The following is an 18,174-nucleotide window of genomic DNA, read 5'->3' as shown; positions in this document are numbered from 1 at the left end:
TGTTGTTGTGATGAGCAAATGGAGCAGCGTGGCGGTCTTGGATCACGCACGCTGTGTGCAGGCTTGCATTGATCGGCGTTGCAGCACGGAAGGCGCGGTTTCCTTGAGCAGCAGGGACAGCCCTGCTGCCAGCAAGGCGCCGCCGCAGGAAATCCACATCACTATCGACAGTCCGAACTGATCGGCGGCGAACCCGGCGATGGTCGGCGCCACAAACCCTCCCACCAGTTCGCCAATGCCCATGATCATGCCCAGTGCCGTAGCCATGACCTCGCGCGGGACGGTTTCGGCCGGAATGGTGGACATGAACAGCGTGAAGCAGCCAAGCCCGGTGAAGGTGAGCACCATCAGCACGCCGAGTATCATCGGCGAGGGGGCAAATAGCAGGGCTATCGGGCAGCAGGCAGCAACCAGTGAGAACAGCACCAGCGTCGGACGGCGGCCGATACGGTCGGAGATGCTGGGCACCATAAACCCCCACACAACCCATGCCGCACCCAGGCAACTCATGATCGTGCCCATGCTCGGCGCGCTGTAACCGCGGACGCTGACCAGAAACGTCGGGGTAAAGGAGATCAGGATCACGAACCAGGTTAAAAACACGCAACTGATCAAGGTGCACAGCACGATGTTGCGGCTTTTAAGCAGTGCCAGCCGATGCCCGGTGAGTTTGACGTTACTCATCGCAGCCTGACGAGGTTCATCCTGACGCACGTAACGCCAGATGAACCATGCAATCAGCAATCCTGGCAGCAGCGACACAACGAACGCATGCCGCCAGCCATAGGCTTCGGCCAGGGCAATCAACACCGGAGGGCCGATCACCGCGCCCAACAGACCCGCTGCCGAACCTTGCAGCAAGCCCATGTTCAGGCCTCGCCGATGCGGCGATGACGCCTCCACCATCATTGATTGGGACAATGGCAGAATGGGGCCCTCGGCCAACCCCATGATGCCTCGAAACAGCAACAGGCTGAGGAAGCCCGCGACCAGCCCCGAGAGGGCCGAGCACAGGGAAAACAGGATGACCGCCGCAATCAGGAGCGGCTTGCGCACCCCCCGGCGATCCGACCACGCGCCGACCAGCGTACCGGAGATCGCCCAGGCCAAGGCTAGCACCGAGGACAACATGCCGAGGTGGCTGTTGCTCAGTTGCAGGTCTTTAGCCATGAACGGAAACAGGAACGAAAGCGCCAGACGGTCGAAAAACACAAAACCAAACGTCAGGAACAACACGCAGAGCAAAACATTTTCATAACTGGCTTTATTATTGTTGTGAGCCATTGTGGTTCTCCGTAGCACGAGGTTTAACGGAACAGACGGTCCACTGCATCAGCCCCGAGGCCGACCTTTTCGTAATGTTCACGGCACAGCGCAATGTAGGAGTGCACGTCGAAGTAACCGGTGGATTCGCCTTGATCGTCGAGCCAGATAAGCGGCCCCTTGACGATGAAGAACACGCGCATGGGTTCCTCGTGCTCATACGCCACCAGGGTATGCCCCTCGCCGGGCGTCTCGTAGACAAAGTCGCCGGCCGTGGCGGTCCACTCATGCTCCAGGTAACCCCATTTACCCGAAAGCGTGTAGGCGAACACTTCATGGGGGTGGTAGTGGCGATTGACCAGGCCGGCCTTGCTGGACATCAAGATGTCGCACCAGCGGTTTTCGCTCGGGGAGATCCATAAGGGGCGTGAAGAGACGGTCTCGGTAAAGGGTACGTAGAGCCGCAAATCATCACTGGCGGCATTCGGCAGGTAAACCTCAGGCTTGGCATCGGGTTTGAAGCAGTTCGCGATAGGCTGCAGGTCTTTCCAAAATTCGTTACTGGCTAATTCGGGCATGTTGGGCCTCTGATTGTTGGAATACAGAGGGCACTCTAGGGTGAAAGGAACTCTGGGGTTTGATCGAAACTGACGTCATTATTGTCTGAATCGGACGGATATTTTCAGTTCATCGGTTACCGTGGTTTTGTATCGGCTACGGATTGACAGCGTGTCTGGGTCAGCGGTTAATGGGGCGCTGCAGGCCCTGTAATCCGCCTTGTGTGGGACCGAGCAGTCAATAAAAACGAGAATAATAAAAATGATCCGAGCCGCCGCCATGCTTGATACCCAGTGTGCCAGTACCGATGGCCTACCGCCGGAGCAACGCGTAGCATTCTGGGAACAGTACAACGCATCGACACTGGTTGGTCTGAAGTGTTCGTCCTTCAGTGAAACCGGGTTCAGCGCCCGCGAAGACAACCTGAGCCTTGACCAGCTACGGGTCGCCCATATTGTCGGTAACCAACACGTCATCGAGCGTGATGGTTCAATGATTCGCACCGTGCCAAAAGAGTCGGTATTCGTATCGCTGGTCATGGGCAGTGCATCGTTTTTCTTTCAGAACGGCAACTGCCATCTGCTGGAACCGGGCGAGGTGATGGTGTATCGCACCGACAAGCCCTACCTGTTCGGCTTCTCCGCTTCGATGCACAAGTTTATCTTCGATATCCCTCAGGACGTGTTTGCATCCCGCTGCCTGCGCCGCTTTGATCACGCCGTGAAGATCAGCGCCCACACCGGCACACAGCGTTTACTGTTAAGGACATTGAGTGAGCGCACCGGCGGTTTTTTCGAGCAGCCGCTCAGCCAAGGGGCAGACAGCTATCAAGAGGATGCCCTTGAACTGCTGGGGACTATCATTGCGGGTCAGATGGGCAATCGCCGGATCAACGCACTCAGTGCGTCCTACTTGTTGGCCGCCAAGCAATGCATCCTCGAGCAACTGTCCGATCCTGCATTGAGTTGTGAGCGGGTGGCTCTTCAAACCGGCGTCTCCACACGACACCTGGCCAGGCTATTTGCGCTGGAAGACACGCAACCCCATCGTTTTATTCTGGAAAAGCGCTTACAGGGAGCGTTCCGTCTGCTGAGCCAGACGGACAGCCGCGGACTGGACATTGCTGAAGTCGCCTATCGCCAAGGGTTCACCAGCCAGGCGCATTTCGCCAGGGCGTTCAAGGCGCACTATGGACGCACGCCCAGCGACGTGCGCGCATCGTCGGTCGGCGTATAGCGTCTGCGCTTCGGCCGTCACTCTCGATTACGCGAAACGAGGCCGTGATCCAGTGCGTATTTCGCCAGGGCTGCCGGTTTGTCGATGTTGAGTTTGCGACGAATACTGAGCCGATGGGTTTCAACGGTGCGAACGCTGATATCCAGGTCGCGGGCCATCTCTTTGTTGTTCATGCCTTGAACCATCTTGTACAAAACCTCGCTCTCACGAGGTGTCAGTTCTTTGTCGGTGTCCTTGTCGGCGATGAGCTTTTGCGCGATGTCCGCACTGTAAAAGGTGCCGCCACTGGCGATGGCTTCAATGGCCGCGATGATTTCCCTGGACGGGGAGTTTTTCAGTACGTAACCACTGGCACCACTGCGAATGGATTCACTCACGTACTCGAAATTATCGTACATGCTGAGTATCAGGATCTTGAGAAAGGGCGAATGCTGTTTGAGCCGACGGGTCAGTTCAAGGCCGTTCATATCCTTCAAGCCAATATCCACCAGCAACAGATCCGGCTGGAACTGCTCGACCAGGTGGAGCGCCTCGTGACCGTTCTCGGCCTCACCGATCACCTCGACGGTATCCACAATGGCCAGCAACGATTTAATGCCGTCGCGAACCAGCGAATGGTCGTCGACCAATCCAATACGTATGCGACCTGGCACCTTCATCGACGTGTTCTTCCTGTTGAGTGGGGGAAATCAAACGGCATCTTTGCCAGGTTTTTCCATCGGTAGCAGTATGTTCAACATGGTCTTGCCTGGCGTTGAGGTCAGTTGCAGATGTCCCTCCAAGTGTTCGGCGCGCTCGCGAATATTACGCAGGCCAATGCCGTTGTGGCGGCGTAGCACTTGGAGAACGTTGAACCCGGCGCCGTCATCCACAATCGTCAACCTCAATCCCTGATCCGTCGCGAGTAGCGTGATAGAAACATGCTCTGCGTGAGCGTGGCGTTCAACATTCATCAAGCCTTCCTGCAGGATCCGAAACAACGAATCTGTCGTGCCGCTCGGCATTGGGTAATCGATGCCTTGGCACTGACAACTCACCTTCAGGCCGCTGCGTTGTTCAAACTCACTGGCGAGCTGACCGATGGCGGCCGGCAGCCCCAAGGTATCGAGCAGTGACGAGCGCAGGTCATGGGAGATGCTGCGCACTTCGCCAATCGCGCTACCCAGCCGTTGCGTAGCCTCCCTAAGAATCACCAGCCCCTTGCTCGACTCCGGCCCCTCAAGCACATGCCCGGCCAGCTCAAACTGGAATTTGATCGAGACCAGAAGCTGACTGATCCCGTCGTGCAACTCGCGGGAAACGCGGGCACGCTCTTCTTCCTGCAGGCTGACGATACGCCTGTTCAGGCGTTGCAGCTTTTTGTCGGCCAGGCGGTGTTCACTGACGTTGAGTGTCATGCCGCTGGCGAATACCAGCAGCACCGCGACTAATGCCACGAAGGCAATGTCAAGCATGGTTTTGCGGATGCCCAGGGCCACTTCATCGCGAGCTTGCTGAGTGGCGCGCTCGACGTCCTCCAGATAAATGCCGGTGCCGAGCATCCAGCCCCAGCGGTCCAGCATGACCACATAGGCGAGCTTATCGGTGACCTGGCCGGAGGAGGGCTTGTTCCAGGCGTAACGCTGAAAACCTTCGCCGGATCGGGCGCTTTTGAACAGAGCCTGGATGACGGGCAGCCCGTGCGGATCTTTCATCTCCCACAGATACTGCCCCACTAACTCCGACTGACGCGCATGCATCAGGCTGCGGCCTTCGCGGTCGTAAACGAAGAAGTAGCCGTTGATACCAAAGCTCAGCTTGCGCAGCTCTTCGAGTACTTGGCGCTGCGCCTGCTCGTCGCCCGCGCCGTCGTTATACAGCGGTGCGATCAGACTTTGCGCCATGGCGACGTAGTTTTTCAGTTCTGCGCGTTTGCTGGCCAGGATGCTGTCTTCAATCAGGCGCGCTTGTTGGTCACCTAATTGGCTATTCAAGGAAATGACCAGCGCACATATAACTGCGATGGCCAACACTAACGGCAGTATCCCGAGTGCGACGATTTTATGTTTGAGTTGCATCGCGACTCCCGTGCGTCTCAGTAGAACTACGTAGACGCCTGCGTAGTAGTGCGGATGTATTTGTTATCGGTGTACGCGGATATTAGCCAGCGCCGCGTAGCGGACACAATTATAAAAATTATCGTCGCAGCTCAATGGCTGTGACAGGAGACACGCAATGAACCGTCTGGCTAAACATCTCGCCTGGTTTTCCGTGGCTGTCCTGGGTGCGTTTGCGCTGAGTGTCGTGGCCTTGCGCCGCGGCGAAGCGATCAACGCGCTGTGGATCGTCGTCGCGGCAGTCGCTATCTATCTGGTTGCCTATCGTTACTACAGCCTGTTTATCGCCAACAAGGTGATGCAGCTCGATCCCGGTCGCCCCACCCCTGCCGTGGTGAACAACGATGGCCTGGACTTCGTGCCGACCAATAAGCACGTACTGTTCGGTCACCACTTCGCAGCAATTGCTGGTGCAGGCCCATTGGTGGGCCCGGTGCTGGCGGCACAGATGGGTTATCTGCCTGGCACGCTGTGGCTGATCGCCGGTGTGGTGCTGGCCGGTGCGGTGCAGGACTTTATGGTGCTGTTCATGTCGACACGTCGCAATGGCCGTTCGCTAGGCGACATGGTACGTGAAGAAATGGGCCGTATTCCCGGCACCATCGCCCTGTTCGGCTGTTTCCTGATCATGATCATCATCCTCGCGGTGCTGGCGCTGATCGTGGTCAAAGCCCTGGCCGAGAGCCCTTGGGGCATCTTCACGGTAATGGCGACCATCCCAATTGCGATGTTCATGGGCATCTACATGCGCTATATCCGCCCGGGTCGCATCGGTGAAATCTCTGTCATCGGCGTGGCATTGCTGCTGGGTTCAATCTGGCTGGGCGGGCAGATTGCCGCTGATCCGGTCTGGGCCAAGGCCTTTACCTTCACCGGCATCCAAATTACCTGGATGCTGATAGGTTACGGCTTCGTCGCCGCAGTGCTGCCGGTGTGGTTGATCCTGGCGCCGCGTGACTACCTGTCGACGTTCCTGAAGATCGGCACCATTGTGGCGTTGGCAATCGGCATCTTGGTTACGATGCCTGATTTGAAAATGCCAGCGTTGACGCAGTTTACCGATGGTACTGGCCCAGTGTGGAAGGGCGGCCTGTTCCCGTTCCTGTTTATCACTATCGCGTGTGGTGCGGTCTCCGGTTTTCATGCGCTGATTGCCTCGGGCACCACGCCCAAGTTGCTTGCCAGCGAAGGTCACGCCCGTTACATCGGCTACGGCGCCATGTTGATGGAGTCGTTCGTGGCGATCATGGCGATGGTTGCGGCATCGGTCATCGAGCCTGGCGTTTATTTCGCCATGAACAGTCCGGCCGCCGTCGTGGGTGCTGATGCGGTAACCGTCGCGCAAACCATTAGCAGTTGGGGCTTTGCGATCACGCCGGAAGCATTGCAGGCGGTCGCCCATGACATCGGTGAAACCACGATTCTGGCCAGAGCCGGCGGCGCGCCGACGTTGGCTGTTGGCATCGCGCAGATCCTTCACCAACTGTTGCCGGGTGAAAACACCATGGCGTTCTGGTATCACTTTGCGATCCTGTTCGAAGCACTGTTCATCCTGACCGCCGTCGACGCGGGCACCCGTGCCGGTCGCTTTATGCTGCAAGACCTGCTGGGTTCCTTCGTGCCGGCGCTCAAACGTACCGAGTCCTGGACCGCTAACCTGATCGCAACGGCCGGTTGTGTGGCGATGTGGGGTTACCTGCTGTACCAAGGTGTGATCGACCCACTGGGTGGCATCAACACCTTGTGGCCGCTGTTCGGTATCTCCAACCAAATGCTGGCGGGTATCGCGCTGATGCTGGCGACGGTTGTGCTGATCAAAATGAAGCGCCAACGCTATATCTGGGTGACCATGCTGCCAGCGGTGTGGCTGCTGATCTGCACCACTACGGCGGGCTTCATCAAGTTGTTCGACGCCAACCCCGCGATCGGCTTCCTGGCCCTGGCCAGAAAGTACAGCGATGCGGTTGCCAATGGGCAGGTACTGGCACCGGCTAAAAGCCTCGATCAGATGCAGCACGTGATCTACAACGCTTATACCAACGCGACGTTGACCGCGCTGTTTCTGGCGGTGGTGTTCAGTATCCTGTTCTTTGCACTCAAGGTAGGTATTGCTGCATGGGGCACGAAGGAACGCACCGACAGGGAAGCGCCTTATCAGCCAGTGCCGGATGCATGAGGGGAGCGCGCGATGTTCAATGACCTGAGCCGTCTGGGTAAATATCTGGGTCAGGCCGCACGACTGATGGTCGGCATGCCTGATTATGATACTTACGTGGAACACATGCAGACCAAACACCCGCACAAACCGCTGATGGATTACGAGACGTTCTTTCGGGAGCGCCAACAAGCCCGCTACGGCGGCGGTAACGGCCAGCCGCGCTGTTGCTGACAATAGGTAAACCCATAACGCCCGATGCTTGCATCGGGCGTTATGCATGAGGGCTGTGCACTGTCAACTCAGGGATGACTGATTTATGATGGCCGATTGATAAAATCTGGATGCTTCATCATGAGTACACGTTCCGATCTTCTGAGCAGCGCCGAAATCCTGTTGCGTACCAAGGGCTATGCAGCCTTCAGCTACGCCGACCTGGCTGAGGATATCGGCATTAAAAAGGCGAGTATCCATCACCATTTTCCCACCAAGGAAGGCCTTGCGATTGCCATCGTCGAGAGCTATCTGTTTCGCTTCAAAAAACAATTGGAGCAGGTAAATGACGAAAACACGGAAATTGTCGAGCGCCTGAACGCATTTGCCCAGATGTTCGCCCAGAGCAGTGAAAACGGATTGTTACCGTTGTGCGGCGCACTGGCTGCGGAGCTGTTGGCATTACCGGTCAGGCTCAAGGAAATGACCCGAGGCTTTTTCGAGATCCATCTTGAATGGCTTCAAGCCAATGTCGTGCTGGGCCAGGCGAGAGGGGAGATTAAGGCCGAGCTCAATGCAATGCACGTTGCTCGGCTCATCCTCAATACATTGGAAGGGGGCAGTTTTGTTTCCTGGGCAATGAGCGACGCTTATGAGCAGTCCACCGGGTTCGATTTGATTTTGAATGGGGTACGTGCAGACACCATGCGTCATTAAAAACTATTGCACTGCACGCCCGTCACCTCATAAACGCCTCGAATAATCGAGGCGTTTTTTTTTGCATTGTTTGAGCGGTTTATGGGGTGTTTATAAAATAGCTTGATTAGCTACCTACTACTTGGTAGAGTTGCTTCTCTTTCGGGCCAAACGCCCGGTCCATCCAAAGAGGATTAAGCAGATGAGCAACAACCTGAACGGTATCGACGTCGCCGCACTCCAGCAGTTTGCACAAGGTGTAGCTGAGGATGCGACCAAGCGCCATGCAAGTTTCAACGTCAAGACTGAGTGGAAAGGCCAGACGCGTTCTGTCGCCAAAGTGAACCGCTACAGCCTGGCAGGTGAGACCCACTCGCGTAATTTTGAAATTGCCGCCGATGAGCCCAACGAATTGCTCGGCCAGAACTCTGCACCAAACCCGCAAGAACTGCTGATGGCTGCTCTCAACGCCTGCATGTCAGTTGGTTACGCCGCCAATGCCGCGATGATGGGCATCAAGATCCATAGCCTGGAAATCGAGACAGACGGCACCCTCGATCTACGTGGCTTCCTGGGTATCGACGAGAGCATCAACCCAGGCTACGACGAAGTGAGCGTGGTGGTGCGCCTGCACACCGACGCCTCCCGTGAACGTGTTGAAGAGTTGCACAAAGTTGTGCTGAAAACCTCGGTCAACTACGCCAACTTCTCGCGAGCCATCCGTATGGTCCCTACTTTGGAAGTGCGTGAGGGCTGATTCGCCCACGGCAAATTAATTCAATCCTTGTGTGCACCAGCGGCCAACTGCCCTGGTGCCGACCCTCAATAGTTCTGGATAACCGGAGTCTGAAATGAACAACTTTTTTAAAGGCAAGAAGCTGTTGGTCGTCGGCGGCACCAGTGGCATGGGCTTGGAAACGGCCCGCATGGTGCTCAAGGCCGGCGGCAGCGTGGTACTCACCGGCAGCAAGCAAGACAAAGCCGAAGCCGTCCGCAAAGAGTTGAGCTCGCTTGGCTCTGTGTCGGTGATCGTTGCTAACCTGATGACTGAGGCGGGCATGAACGCAGTTCGCTCGGAAATCAACGCCAACCACACCGACATCAGTCTGATGGTGAACTCAGCCGGGATCTTCATTCCTAAGGCTTTTACCGAGCACGATGAGGCCGAGTACGACATGTACCTGTCGATCAACCGTGCGACCTTTTTCATCACCCAGGCCGTGGTCAAGAACATGCTTGCGGCCAAGCGCGAAGGTGCCATCGTCAACGTCGGCTCCATCGGCGCACAGGCTGCACTGGCAAGTTCGCCGGCTTCCGCTTACTCCATGGCCAAGGCGGGTCTGCATGCGATGACACGTAACCTGGCAATTGAATTGGCTCACTCGGGTATCCGCGTGAACGCCGTTTCGCCAGGCATCGTCCATACCTCGATCTACGAAGGGTTCATGGACAAGGACGCGATCCCGGAGGCGATGAAGTCGCTGAACGATTTCCACCCACTGGGCCGCGTCGGCGTTCCCGAAGATGTCGCAAATACGATCCTGTTCCTGCTCTCGGACAAAACGTCCTGGGTGACGGGTGCTATTTGGGACGTGGATGCCGGCATCATGGCCGTTCGTGCCTGACCATAACGGCAAGCAAAGCGTGTGAAGCTCCCATTGCGGGAGTTTCACGCCTTTACCGATGAACGGTGAAGGCGGCTGAAGGCCGGCTGCAGGAGTCTTAAATGTCCATCACGACCAAAGCTGCGTTACTCAGTGCCGCAGAAACGCATATGCGTTCCAAAGGCTATTCAGCGTTCAGCTACGCCGATCTTGCGATGCAAATTGGCATCAGAAAAGCCAGTATCCATCATCACTTCCCGACCAAGGAGTGCCTGGGCGCGGAGTTGATCAAGGACTATATCGCTCGCTTCAATGAGACTCTAGCATCAATCGAAGCCATACATGCCGATCCACTGCAGCGCCTGCGTGCCTTCTCCCGGCTTTTCGTTATCAGCGCCAATGACGGGCTGTTACCGCTATGCGGTGCGCTGGCAGCAGAAATGGCGGCGTTGCCATTGTCGTTGCAAGGGCTGACTCGGGACTTCTTTGAATCCCAGCTTGACTGGCTGCAAAGCACGCTCAATGACGCGGCTCAGCACCACAGCTGGTCGTTGAACAAGCCTGTGCAAGTGTACGCCTTCATGTTGCTGAGCACGTTGGAAGGCGCAAGCCTTATCAACTGGACATTGGGCCGATCAGCCGACCCGTTGGCTGGCTTCGACCATTTGCTTGACGCGCTGGCCGGGTCTCAATTTCTTTGAATACAGGATAAATGATGCAAACCCCTTCGAAAAAATATGTAGTCGATATCTGGTCTGATTATGTGTGCCCCTGGTGCTGGATTGCCAAGCGTCGATTCGAGAAAGCGCTTGATCAGTTTGCTGAGAAAGACCAGGTACAGATCAACATCCGAGCATATCGCCTGGCGGCAAACTACGCGCCAGAGCCGATGATTGCGGCGCTTAAACGCAAGCTTGGTAATCCCAGTTTGGTTGAGGCGATGATCAGCACGGTGAGTCAATATGGTCGGGCCGACGGCTTGGACTACCGCTTTGACACCATGCTGTTTGGCGATACCACGCAGGCCCACGTACTGGTCAAGGCCGTCACAGACGCCGACGTTAAAAAACACCTGGTGGAAGCGCTGTACGAGCAAAGCACCACTCACGGGCAATCACTGTTTGATCAAGGCAGCCTGGAAGCCATTGCTCGGGCAGCCGGTGTATCGGATGAGTCGATCCGACTGGCGGAGTCATCCGTTGAGATGCGTGTGGAGATGGAAGAGGACGAGCAAATCGCCGCGCAACTGGGTTCAGGCGTTCCGATGTTTGTCTTCAATAATGCGTTCTCGTTATCGGGGGCTCAGCCTGAGGCCGCATTTCTCGAAGCGCTGAATAAAATGCAGACAAAGGCCGGAGTCAACGATGACGCGTTCATTGGCCAGGTCTGCGGGATCGATGGTTGCAAAATTTGATTGGCAATGGTCATGCGGCCCTTAAACCGACCGCCTGCCCATCGCCTTAAACACGAGGTCAAAATGAGCCGTATCGTTGAGTTGAGTGCCCCACAATTCGCCCGCTTTGTGGCCAAAGGCAGTAGCGTCGTGCTGTTTTCGGCGTCCTGGTGCAAGCCTTGCCAAGAAATGAAACCGGTCTTCCATGCCTTGGAAGAAAAACTTCATGCGTTGGCTGCGTTTGGCAAGATCGATGTGGCGGTGTCTCCGACCATTGCGCAAATGTACGGTATCCGCGCGGTGCCATCCCTGGCGGTTTTCCATGAGGGTCGATTGTTGCGAGTCATGGCCGGATCCCGGTCGATCGGCGCCATGAAAAAAGCGATTCTCGCAGAGCTGGAAGAGGCGGCCTGACCCGGCTGTCCCTCAGCGCTATGGTTGATCTGCCTTGCGGTCCTGTTCATCGCTTGGGTGTGGATTGGCGCCGATCCAGTTAACGATGGGATGCGCGCGGTCTTCGTTGAAGATTTCCGTCAACAGTGCGTTGGCCCGTTTGTAGGCGTCGTACTTGTATTCGGTATCCTCCACCGGTTGTGCGGCCATGTCCTCAAGCATCTCAAGATTCAGCCGACGGAATCGATCCGCTCGCTCGCGGGCTTCGTATCGCCCAATGCCCAGGTACTCCAGCGCCCTGCGTCCCAAGGACAGCGCACTTTCGAAGGTTTCCCGCTCGACGGCCTCGATGCCCATCTGGCGCAAGGTAATGATGTGGCCCATGTCGCGCGCGCGCACCACCAACCTCAAGTCAGGAAAGTGCTCCTGGGCCAGTTGGGTCAGTCTCAAGTTGTCGGCCTGATCGTCGATGGCGTTGATCAGCACCACCGCCTGGTCAGCGCCGGCGGCATGCAATAAATCCAGACGAGTAGCATCCCCGTAAAACACCTTGACGCCGAATTTGCGCAGCGTCTCGATATGGTCGGGGTCGTGATCCAGCACCACTACCTCAAAGCCGCAAGACATCAGCAAGCGACCGGCGACCTGGCCGAATCGCCCGAAGCCGGCGATGATCACCCGCGGATTTTTCTGGTCGATCGTGTCGGCGTCCCCATCGGCCTGTTTGCCGGAGGATTCCTGGCGGTTAAGCAGCAGAATCAGCAACGGCGTGACACACATGGACAAGGCTACAGCTAGTGTCAGGCTTTTCCCCCACGGGTCGACCAGAATTCCGGCCACCGTTGCAGCGCCAAACACGACGAACGCAAATTCACTGCCCTGGCCGAGAAACACCGCCTGCCAGGAGCGCTGGTCAGCGGGAACATTCAGGAAGCGCCCGAGCAGTTTGATCACCAGCAGCTTGATCACTATAAAGCCCAGGGTCAGGGTCAAGACCATCAGCGGTGCATTGATCAGCGTGCCGAAGTCGATCGACATACCTACGCCGATAAAGAACAAGCCGAGCAGTAGCCCCTTGAACGGCTCGATGTCGCTTTCCAGGGCGTGCCGGTATTCGGAGCTGGCCAACAGCACGCCGGCAAGAAAGGCGCCCATGGCCATCGACAAACCGGCTTCTTCCAGCAGAAAGCCGAACCCGAACACCAGAAACAGCGCCACGGCGCTGAAGATTTCGCGCAATCCGGAGCGCGCCACGAAGCGCAACACCGGGCGGGAAACGTACTGGCCTAACACGACGACCGCGCCGATCGCCCCGACGATTTTGGCGACCGATATCGCCAGTTCTGAACCCGACGGCGTGCCACCATGTGCCGCCAGCAGCGGAATCATTGCCACCAGCGGAATGGCCGCGATGTCCTGGAACAGCAGCACGGCAAAACTGCTACGGCCCACGGCGGTCGAGGTCATGTTGCGTTCGTTCATGGCTTGCATGGCGATTGCGGTCGACGACAGGCTCAGCGTCAAGCCGACCAACAGCGCTGCCGTCCAGTTCAGGCCCAATGCGACGCAAAACACCGCAATCGCCGCGCCACAGACCAGCATTTGCAAGGCGCCGCCGCCGAATACCATTCGGCGCATAGCCCAGAGCCGTTTGGGATCAAGTTCCAGGCCGATGATGAAAAGCATCAGTACGACGCCGATTTCGGCGAACTCCAAAATGGACTTCACATCCGTTACCAGCTTCAGCCCCCATGGACCGATCAGGCAGCCGGCAATCAGGTAGCCGAGCACAGGGCCCAGCCCCAGTCGCACGGCAATCGGTACTATCAATGCCGCCGCACCCAGGTAAATGAGCATTTCAATCAGGCTGTGAGTTTCCATATCAATCTTCCTTGCCAGCGGTCAGGCGTGCGCTGTAGTACTCGAGGTGTGTGTGCAGGGCAGTTGGGTCCGCGGTATACGCACCATGGAAAACCACAGGCTCCAGCCAGCGCATATGGCAATAGATAGCCGTAGCTTGCAGTGGCTGAGCCAGTACAGAAAAACCGGGATGGGCACCGATGCCGAAGTGATCCTCGTCGCCGCCGGTCGTAACTGCCCACAACAGAGGTTTGTCTTTAAGCGCATGGGCGTGTTTGCCGTAGGCCCAGCCATGGGTGAATACATTATCGATCCACAATTTCATCAGGGGAGGGTAGCTGTACCAGTACATTGGATGTTGCAGCACTACCAGGTCAGCCTTTTCAACCGCCCGCTGTTCGGCCTCGACGTCGATGTTGAAGTCGGGATAAAGCGCGTAGAGAGAGCGGATGACGACATCAGGATGAGTGGCTGCCTGCTTGAGCATAGCCGCGTTTACCGTGGATTTGTCCGGGTACGGGTGAGCATAAATGATCAGAATCATTGAATATTCCACGATAAATCAGTGTTCATATAGAACGCAAAAACTCCCGGGTCGTTGGGCGTGATAACGCCCAACGACCCGGGAGTCGTTTATTAAGGGATGAGACCCCTTACTGACCTTTTTGCAGTTTCAGTACTTCTTCAGCTGTAATGGGTTTGCCGCCAATGCCCCAATCGCCGCTCTTGACTTCCTCAAAGATGACCCAGGTGATGCCACGCATGCTTTCACCTTCTACGGATACCATGGCGTCCGTCACTTTCTGAATGACTTCAGCTTTTTGCTGGTCGGTAAAAACGCCTTCAATACCTTTGATGGTAACGAGTGGCATGGTCTGCTCCTTAACGGTTGTGGTGAAAAAAAGTGATGCAATGAGCCATCAAGCGTTGGCTGCGGCATACTCAGGGTAGTCCGTGTAGCCTTTGGCTACTTGATCGCCGACAGCGTAGAACGTCGCACGATCAGGTTCAGCCAATGGCCAGCCGTTTTGCATCCGCTCTACCAGATCCGGGTTAGCAATGTAGGCGGTGCCGAAGGCGATCAGGTCGAGCTCACCCTTGGCCAATTCAGACTCGGCGAGTGTTTGGGTAAAGCCGCCGGCGGCCATTAAGGTACCTTTATACGCTTCACGGAATGCGGCACCGAAACCCGGTGGCGTTTGCGCGGCGACGATGGTCGGCTGGTAGTTCAGGTGAACGAACGCTAGTTCGCGTTCATTCAGCGCGGCCGCCATGCTCATCCAGGTTTCTTCTTCACCTTCGTAGACGCCGAAGTCGTACAAGCGACCAAACGGGGAGAAACGTACGCCAATTTTCGAGCCGCCAATTTCGGCAGCGATCGCGTCAATGGTTTCCAACAGGAAACGCTGGCGATTGGCAATTGAACCGCCGTACTGGTCGGTACGGGTGTTCAAAGCGCTGCTGAGGAACTGATCGAACAGAAAGCCATTAGCTGCCATGATTTCGATCCCGTCGAAACCGGCATCCATCGCGATGCGTGCGGACTTCACAAAGTCAGCGATGACACGTTTCACTTCGTTGGTTTCCAACGCACGCGGCACGCTAGGTTGTACCGGGCCGGTTTGGTCCGGTGTGGACCAGGCGTACACGGTGGTATCGACCGCCGGCTGAGTGCCCGAAGAAACCGGAACGATGCCATGTACCGAAATGTGCGACATACGGCCAACGTGCCACAGTTGCGCGAAAATTTTCCCGCCCTTGGCATGCACTGCGTCAGTTACCGGGCGCCAGCCTGCCAGGTGTTCCTCGGTATAAATCCCGGGGGTGTACAGGTAGCCACGAGCCTCGTCGGAAATCGGCAGGCCTTCGGTGATGAGCAAGCCAGCGGACGCGCGTTGTGCGTAGTACTGCGCGGTGAACGCGTTCGCGATGTTGTTCAGGGTACGGGTACGGGTCATCGGCGCCATGACCACGCGGTTTTTCAGCGCGGTACCCGACAGATCGTAAGGGGTGAACAGCTTAGTCATGATTGATCTCGACAGTGTTAAAGGTTGAAAGTCAGCGTTTACTTACGACTTATCGAACGCGTCCAGCACGTGAGTGCTGTAGACGAGTGCGGCGCCGGCATTCATGTTGATTGCCACGCTCAAGGCTTCGGCCACTTCTTCACTGGTAACGCCAAGCTTCTTGGCTTCGGCAGCGTGAAAAGCGATACAACCGTCGCAACGAGTGGTCACGGCCACGGCCAGAGAGATCAGCTCGCGGGTCTTGGCGTCCAGGTGGTTGGTCTTGCCACCGGCGGCACCGAGTGCAGCCATGCCTTTCATGGTTTCTGGAGACAGAGCGTTGAGTTCTACCAGGCGAGCGTTGATGTCTTTGCGGGTTTGGGTCCAGTCTTTCATAGGATTCTCACAAAACAAGTAGGGTGGTGGATGGCGGGCTTCTTGGAATATGGTAACAAGCTACCATCCAGTTGGTAGGCTTGCAACGTTTATTCTGAAAATATTTACTATCCGTATAATCGAAGGTGTTGAAAACGCGCTGAAAGACAGTGTAAGGCAGTGACATGACCGAAGCGTTAACCGTTTGCCCTGAGCCGTCGAGAGCGTTTTCGGCAGGTTATTGATTTGTTTTAACTCGCAGTTTTTTGAGCAGCCGCTGGTATCACTGCACGTTTAAACCTTGAAACCGCCTACCAGTTTGTTCACGTTTATTGCCAGGCTCGATAGCTCGCTGCAAGCGCTGGCCGCCTGGCTGGCTCCCGCTGCACTTTGGGTCGAAAGCATCGGTGATGCTGACCCGATTGCGGTACACCTTTCTGGCAGGCCTGCGCCACCGCAATCGAGTTTGTCGCCATGTCGGTACTCAGTTGCATCGCACTCACAGCGAGGGGCGACTGGCTTTGGATCGCTTTGTCATCGCTGCGGTTTCTTCGGTCGAAAGTTGAGTGCTATGGTCAAGTGCCCAGACTTCAACGGCCGCGACTGCAAATCTGCCCATTGATCAGCCGCCGATCGCTTCAATGGTCGACTGTTTTGGTCGTGGATTTGTGGGACCGCGCGAACTTGCCAGGCGCAGAGGGCCGGTGTTGATCCAACCAGCCAGTCGGCCACTCCCCATCCATTTGGATTTGATCGCATGTTCAGCCTCGCGCAGTGCAGGTCTGGAGCCCAATGCTGAAGGCCGCAGTGATGAGGCTGCGGCCTATCGTCTTGGCAAAGTTTACCTGCATCATCGGCCTGCGCCGTTGATGCTGTTCGCGGGCACGGATGGCGATCACCCTCATGGGCGGGCTTTCGTTGGGTCCGCTGGTGATGTTCGGGCTGATTCCGGTGCCGTATGAAGTGCTGTTCGCAACCTTGCCTGCGCTGGTCAGGCGCAGCCAAAGAAGTGCATGAAAAACCAGCAGCCTGTCAGCTGTTTAACCTGTTGAAGCGCTCAAAGCCTTGTTCCAGGTCGGCGATAAGGTCTTCCGGGTCTTCCAGGCCAATGTGCAGTCGCACAAGATGGCCATCATGCTCCCAGGTTGTCGCGCTTCTGACTGCTTTAGGGTCTGTAAGCATCGCCAGGCTTTCATAGCCGCCCCACGAGTAACCGATTGAAAACAGCGACAAGTTGTCCAGCAGTGCATCGGCCGCTGCTTGGGTCGCGGGCTTGGTCAGAAAAGACAACAGTCCGGAGGCGCCCTTGAAATCTCTTTTCCATAGTTCATGCTGAGGGTGGGATTCGAGGGCCGGGTAGTAAACCGCCGTAACGTCGCCATGGCTTTCCAGCCAGCGGGCCACGATCATCGCGTTTTTGTAATGTCGTTCAAGTCTTACATCCAGGGTTCGCATGCCGCGAAGCGCCAGTGACACGTCGTCAGGGCTGACGAACAAGCCCATATTGAAGTGGTATTTTTTCAGGCGGTCCCAGGCTCTCTCTGAGGCCGAGACCGTTCCCAGCACCGCGTCAGAGTGGCCGACGATGTACTTTGTGGCGGCCATGATCGAAAGATCCACACCCAGTTCCAGCGCAGGATGGTAGAGCGGGGTACCCCAGGTGTTGTCTGCGATCACCAATACGTCATGTGCATGGGCGACCTTGGCGATGGCGGGGATGTCCTGTATTTCCAGGGTCAACGACCCTGGCGACTCGAGGTAAATGGCCTTGGTGTTAGGTTTGATGAGCGCCGCGATGTCGGAGCCGATCATCGGGTCGTAGAACGATACTTCGATGCCAAGGCGCCGCCCCACGTCATCGGCAAAAGCTCTTATCGGCGAATACACATTGTCGGCAACCAGCAGGTGATCCCCCGTACCGACCACAGACAATATGGCTGTCGTACATGCGTTGAGACCTGAAGGGCAAAGCACAGTGCCTTGCGCATCTTCAAGTTGGGTCAGGGCCTGGGTCAGCGCCTGCGTCGAGGGGTTATTCCATCGGCCGTAGATATATTTCTGACGGCCTTCACGCATGTCCTCGCAGGTAGGAAATACGACGGTCGAACCTCGATAAACCGGCGTGTTCACGAAACCATGATGCTGGTCGGGCTCGATTGATGCGTGGGCGAGCAGCGTTTGTACGTTTTTATAAGGCTTCATACGACCGTCCAATGTTTGTCCTGGTGGGGGGCTGGTCGCGGCTAAGGCGACGATATCAGAGTAATTCACACGATATTTAAATGTCTACCACTTGGTTGGCAATTTATTTTTTTGCCATAAAAAA

At 56.5% G+C, this 18,174-nt stretch carries 19 protein-coding genes and 1 pseudogene; 10 read left to right on the top strand and 10 right to left on the bottom strand.

Annotated features, from left to right (window positions below):
- Nucleotides 1-42: 42 nt before the first annotated feature.
- Nucleotides 43-1,284, bottom strand: coding sequence for an MFS transporter (locus J3D60_RS05450; protein WP_253490263.1), 1,242 nt, complete (start codon nucleotides 1,282-1,284; stop codon nucleotides 43-45).
- 23 nt (nucleotides 1,285-1,307) lie between these two features.
- On the bottom strand, nucleotides 1,308-1,841 hold the full coding sequence (locus J3D60_RS05445) for a 2,4'-dihydroxyacetophenone dioxygenase family protein (RefSeq protein WP_253490262.1): 534 nt from the start codon (nucleotides 1,839-1,841) through the stop codon (nucleotides 1,308-1,310).
- Nucleotides 1,842-2,085: 244 nt separating this feature from the next.
- Here J3D60_RS05445 and J3D60_RS05440 point away from each other — a divergent pair, with 244 nt between their 5' ends.
- Nucleotides 2,086-3,057 (top strand): AraC family transcriptional regulator, encoded by a 972-nt coding sequence (locus tag J3D60_RS05440; protein ID WP_253493963.1) that lies wholly within the window; start codon nucleotides 2,086-2,088, stop codon nucleotides 3,055-3,057.
- A 17-nt stretch (nucleotides 3,058-3,074) separates the two neighbouring features.
- On the opposite strand, the gene J3D60_RS05435 is transcribed toward J3D60_RS05440, so the two are convergent.
- Together J3D60_RS05435 and J3D60_RS05430 are read right to left on the bottom strand one after the other, a co-directional pair.
- The gene (locus J3D60_RS05435) at nucleotides 3,075-3,716 is read right to left on the bottom strand and encodes a response regulator transcription factor (protein ID WP_108538435.1); all 642 of its coding nucleotides are present in this window, start codon (nucleotides 3,714-3,716) and stop codon (nucleotides 3,075-3,077) included.
- Nucleotides 3,717-3,746: 30 nt separating this feature from the next.
- On the bottom strand, nucleotides 3,747-5,114 hold the full coding sequence (locus J3D60_RS05430) for a cache domain-containing protein (RefSeq protein WP_253490261.1): 1,368 nt from the start codon (nucleotides 5,112-5,114) through the stop codon (nucleotides 3,747-3,749).
- A gap of 157 nt (nucleotides 5,115-5,271) precedes the next feature.
- On the opposite strand from J3D60_RS05430, the gene J3D60_RS05425 reads away from it, so the two are divergent.
- From J3D60_RS05425 to J3D60_RS05390, 8 genes are all read left to right on the top strand, one after another.
- Nucleotides 5,272-7,329, top strand: a complete 2,058-nt coding sequence (locus tag J3D60_RS05425) for a carbon starvation CstA family protein (RefSeq protein WP_253490260.1) — start codon at nucleotides 5,272-5,274, stop codon at nucleotides 7,327-7,329.
- Nucleotides 7,330-7,341: 12 nt separating this feature from the next.
- Entirely contained in the window at nucleotides 7,342-7,542 is a 201-nt protein-coding gene (locus J3D60_RS05420) for a YbdD/YjiX family protein (RefSeq protein ID WP_069787685.1), read from the top strand.
- Nucleotides 7,543-7,662: 120 nt separating this feature from the next.
- Complete coding sequence (locus J3D60_RS05415) at nucleotides 7,663-8,238, top strand: TetR/AcrR family transcriptional regulator (RefSeq protein WP_253490259.1); 576 nt, start codon at nucleotides 7,663-7,665, stop codon at nucleotides 8,236-8,238.
- Nucleotides 8,239-8,419: 181 nt separating this feature from the next.
- A complete protein-coding gene (locus tag J3D60_RS05410) occupies nucleotides 8,420-8,974 on the top strand; it encodes an OsmC family protein (RefSeq protein WP_253490257.1) in 555 nt (184 codons plus the stop codon).
- Nucleotides 8,975-9,068: 94 nt separating this feature from the next.
- Nucleotides 9,069-9,842 (top strand): SDR family NAD(P)-dependent oxidoreductase, encoded by a 774-nt coding sequence (locus J3D60_RS05405; RefSeq protein WP_253490255.1) that lies wholly within the window; start codon nucleotides 9,069-9,071, stop codon nucleotides 9,840-9,842.
- A 101-nt stretch (nucleotides 9,843-9,943) separates the two neighbouring features.
- A complete protein-coding gene (locus J3D60_RS05400) occupies nucleotides 9,944-10,522 on the top strand; it encodes a TetR/AcrR family transcriptional regulator (protein ID WP_253490253.1) in 579 nt (192 codons plus the stop codon).
- Between the two features lie 14 nt (nucleotides 10,523-10,536).
- The gene (locus tag J3D60_RS05395) at nucleotides 10,537-11,235 is read left to right on the top strand and encodes a DsbA family oxidoreductase (RefSeq protein ID WP_253490251.1); all 699 of its coding nucleotides are present in this window, start codon (nucleotides 10,537-10,539) and stop codon (nucleotides 11,233-11,235) included.
- A gap of 63 nt (nucleotides 11,236-11,298) precedes the next feature.
- Nucleotides 11,299-11,628, top strand: a complete 330-nt coding sequence (locus tag J3D60_RS05390) for a co-chaperone YbbN (protein ID WP_179028428.1) — start codon at nucleotides 11,299-11,301, stop codon at nucleotides 11,626-11,628.
- Nucleotides 11,629-11,646: 18 nt separating this feature from the next.
- Here J3D60_RS05390 and kefC read toward each other — a convergent pair whose 3' ends face one another.
- From kefC to J3D60_RS05365, 5 genes are all read right to left on the bottom strand, one after another.
- A complete protein-coding gene (kefC, locus tag J3D60_RS05385; RefSeq protein ID WP_253490249.1) occupies nucleotides 11,647-13,488 on the bottom strand; it encodes a glutathione-regulated potassium-efflux system protein KefC in 1,842 nt (613 codons plus the stop codon).
- 1 nt (nucleotide 13,489) lies between these two features.
- Nucleotides 13,490-14,011, bottom strand: coding sequence for a glutathione-regulated potassium-efflux system oxidoreductase KefF (kefF, locus tag J3D60_RS05380; protein WP_253490247.1), 522 nt, complete (start codon nucleotides 14,009-14,011; stop codon nucleotides 13,490-13,492).
- A 109-nt stretch (nucleotides 14,012-14,120) separates the two neighbouring features.
- Complete coding sequence (locus J3D60_RS05375) at nucleotides 14,121-14,339, bottom strand: 4-oxalocrotonate tautomerase family protein (RefSeq protein ID WP_069787676.1); 219 nt, start codon at nucleotides 14,337-14,339, stop codon at nucleotides 14,121-14,123.
- 48 nt (nucleotides 14,340-14,387) lie between these two features.
- On the bottom strand, nucleotides 14,388-15,494 hold the full coding sequence (locus tag J3D60_RS05370) for an alkene reductase (protein ID WP_069787675.1): 1,107 nt from the start codon (nucleotides 15,492-15,494) through the stop codon (nucleotides 14,388-14,390).
- 42 nt (nucleotides 15,495-15,536) lie between these two features.
- A complete protein-coding gene (locus J3D60_RS05365) occupies nucleotides 15,537-15,869 on the bottom strand; it encodes a carboxymuconolactone decarboxylase family protein (protein ID WP_069787674.1) in 333 nt (110 codons plus the stop codon).
- A 771-nt stretch (nucleotides 15,870-16,640) separates the two neighbouring features.
- Between J3D60_RS05365 and J3D60_RS05360 the strand changes: the two are divergent.
- A pseudogene (locus J3D60_RS05360) lies at nucleotides 16,641-16,865 on the top strand (hypothetical protein); the annotation flags it as partial.
- Nucleotides 16,866-16,880: 15 nt separating this feature from the next.
- Here the strand turns inward: J3D60_RS05360 and metC are convergent.
- Nucleotides 16,881-18,050, bottom strand: coding sequence for a cystathionine beta-lyase (metC, locus tag J3D60_RS05355; protein WP_253490245.1), 1,170 nt, complete (start codon nucleotides 18,048-18,050; stop codon nucleotides 16,881-16,883).
- Nucleotides 18,051-18,174 lie beyond the last annotated feature (124 nt).

This window comes from Pseudomonas sp. S3E17 (assembly GCF_024168685.1).
Taxonomy (GTDB): Bacteria; Pseudomonadota; Gammaproteobacteria; order Pseudomonadales; family Pseudomonadaceae; genus Aquipseudomonas; species Aquipseudomonas marginalis.
This window is presented reverse-complemented; position numbering and strand designations above follow the sequence as displayed.

What these genes read in the sequence shown, in the direction of transcription:
- J3D60_RS05450 (WP_253490263.1), bottom strand. Translation starts at nt 1,284, where the DNA reads ATGGCTCACAACAATAATAAAGCCAGTTATGAAAATGTTTTGCTCTGC.
- kefF (WP_253490247.1), bottom strand. Translation starts at nt 14,011, where the DNA reads ATGATTCTGATCATTTATGCTCACCCGTACCCGGACAAATCCACGGTA.
- J3D60_RS05415 (WP_253490259.1), top strand. Translation starts at nt 7,663, where the DNA reads ATGAGTACACGTTCCGATCTTCTGAGCAGCGCCGAAATCCTGTTGCGT.
- J3D60_RS05365 (WP_069787674.1), bottom strand. Translation starts at nt 15,869, where the DNA reads ATGAAAGACTGGACCCAAACCCGCAAAGACATCAACGCTCGCCTGGTA.
- J3D60_RS05435 (WP_108538435.1), bottom strand. Translation starts at nt 3,716, where the DNA reads ATGAAGGTGCCAGGTCGCATACGTATTGGATTGGTCGACGACCATTCG.
- kefC (WP_253490249.1), bottom strand. Translation starts at nt 13,488, where the DNA reads ATGGAAACTCACAGCCTGATTGAAATGCTCATTTACCTGGGTGCGGCG.
- metC (WP_253490245.1), bottom strand. Translation starts at nt 18,050, where the DNA reads ATGAAGCCTTATAAAAACGTACAAACGCTGCTCGCCCACGCATCAATC.
- J3D60_RS05420 (WP_069787685.1), top strand. Translation starts at nt 7,342, where the DNA reads ATGTTCAATGACCTGAGCCGTCTGGGTAAATATCTGGGTCAGGCCGCA.
- J3D60_RS05405 (WP_253490255.1), top strand. Translation starts at nt 9,069, where the DNA reads ATGAACAACTTTTTTAAAGGCAAGAAGCTGTTGGTCGTCGGCGGCACC.
- J3D60_RS05370 (WP_069787675.1), bottom strand. Translation starts at nt 15,494, where the DNA reads ATGACTAAGCTGTTCACCCCTTACGATCTGTCGGGTACCGCGCTGAAA.
- J3D60_RS05425 (WP_253490260.1), top strand. Translation starts at nt 5,272, where the DNA reads ATGAACCGTCTGGCTAAACATCTCGCCTGGTTTTCCGTGGCTGTCCTG.
- J3D60_RS05395 (WP_253490251.1), top strand. Translation starts at nt 10,537, where the DNA reads ATGCAAACCCCTTCGAAAAAATATGTAGTCGATATCTGGTCTGATTAT.
- J3D60_RS05445 (WP_253490262.1), bottom strand. Translation starts at nt 1,841, where the DNA reads ATGCCCGAATTAGCCAGTAACGAATTTTGGAAAGACCTGCAGCCTATC.
- J3D60_RS05400 (WP_253490253.1), top strand. Translation starts at nt 9,944, where the DNA reads ATGTCCATCACGACCAAAGCTGCGTTACTCAGTGCCGCAGAAACGCAT.
- J3D60_RS05375 (WP_069787676.1), bottom strand. Translation starts at nt 14,339, where the DNA reads ATGCCACTCGTTACCATCAAAGGTATTGAAGGCGTTTTTACCGACCAG.
- J3D60_RS05430 (WP_253490261.1), bottom strand. Translation starts at nt 5,114, where the DNA reads ATGCAACTCAAACATAAAATCGTCGCACTCGGGATACTGCCGTTAGTG.
- J3D60_RS05390 (WP_179028428.1), top strand. Translation starts at nt 11,299, where the DNA reads ATGAGCCGTATCGTTGAGTTGAGTGCCCCACAATTCGCCCGCTTTGTG.
- J3D60_RS05410 (WP_253490257.1), top strand. Translation starts at nt 8,420, where the DNA reads ATGAGCAACAACCTGAACGGTATCGACGTCGCCGCACTCCAGCAGTTT.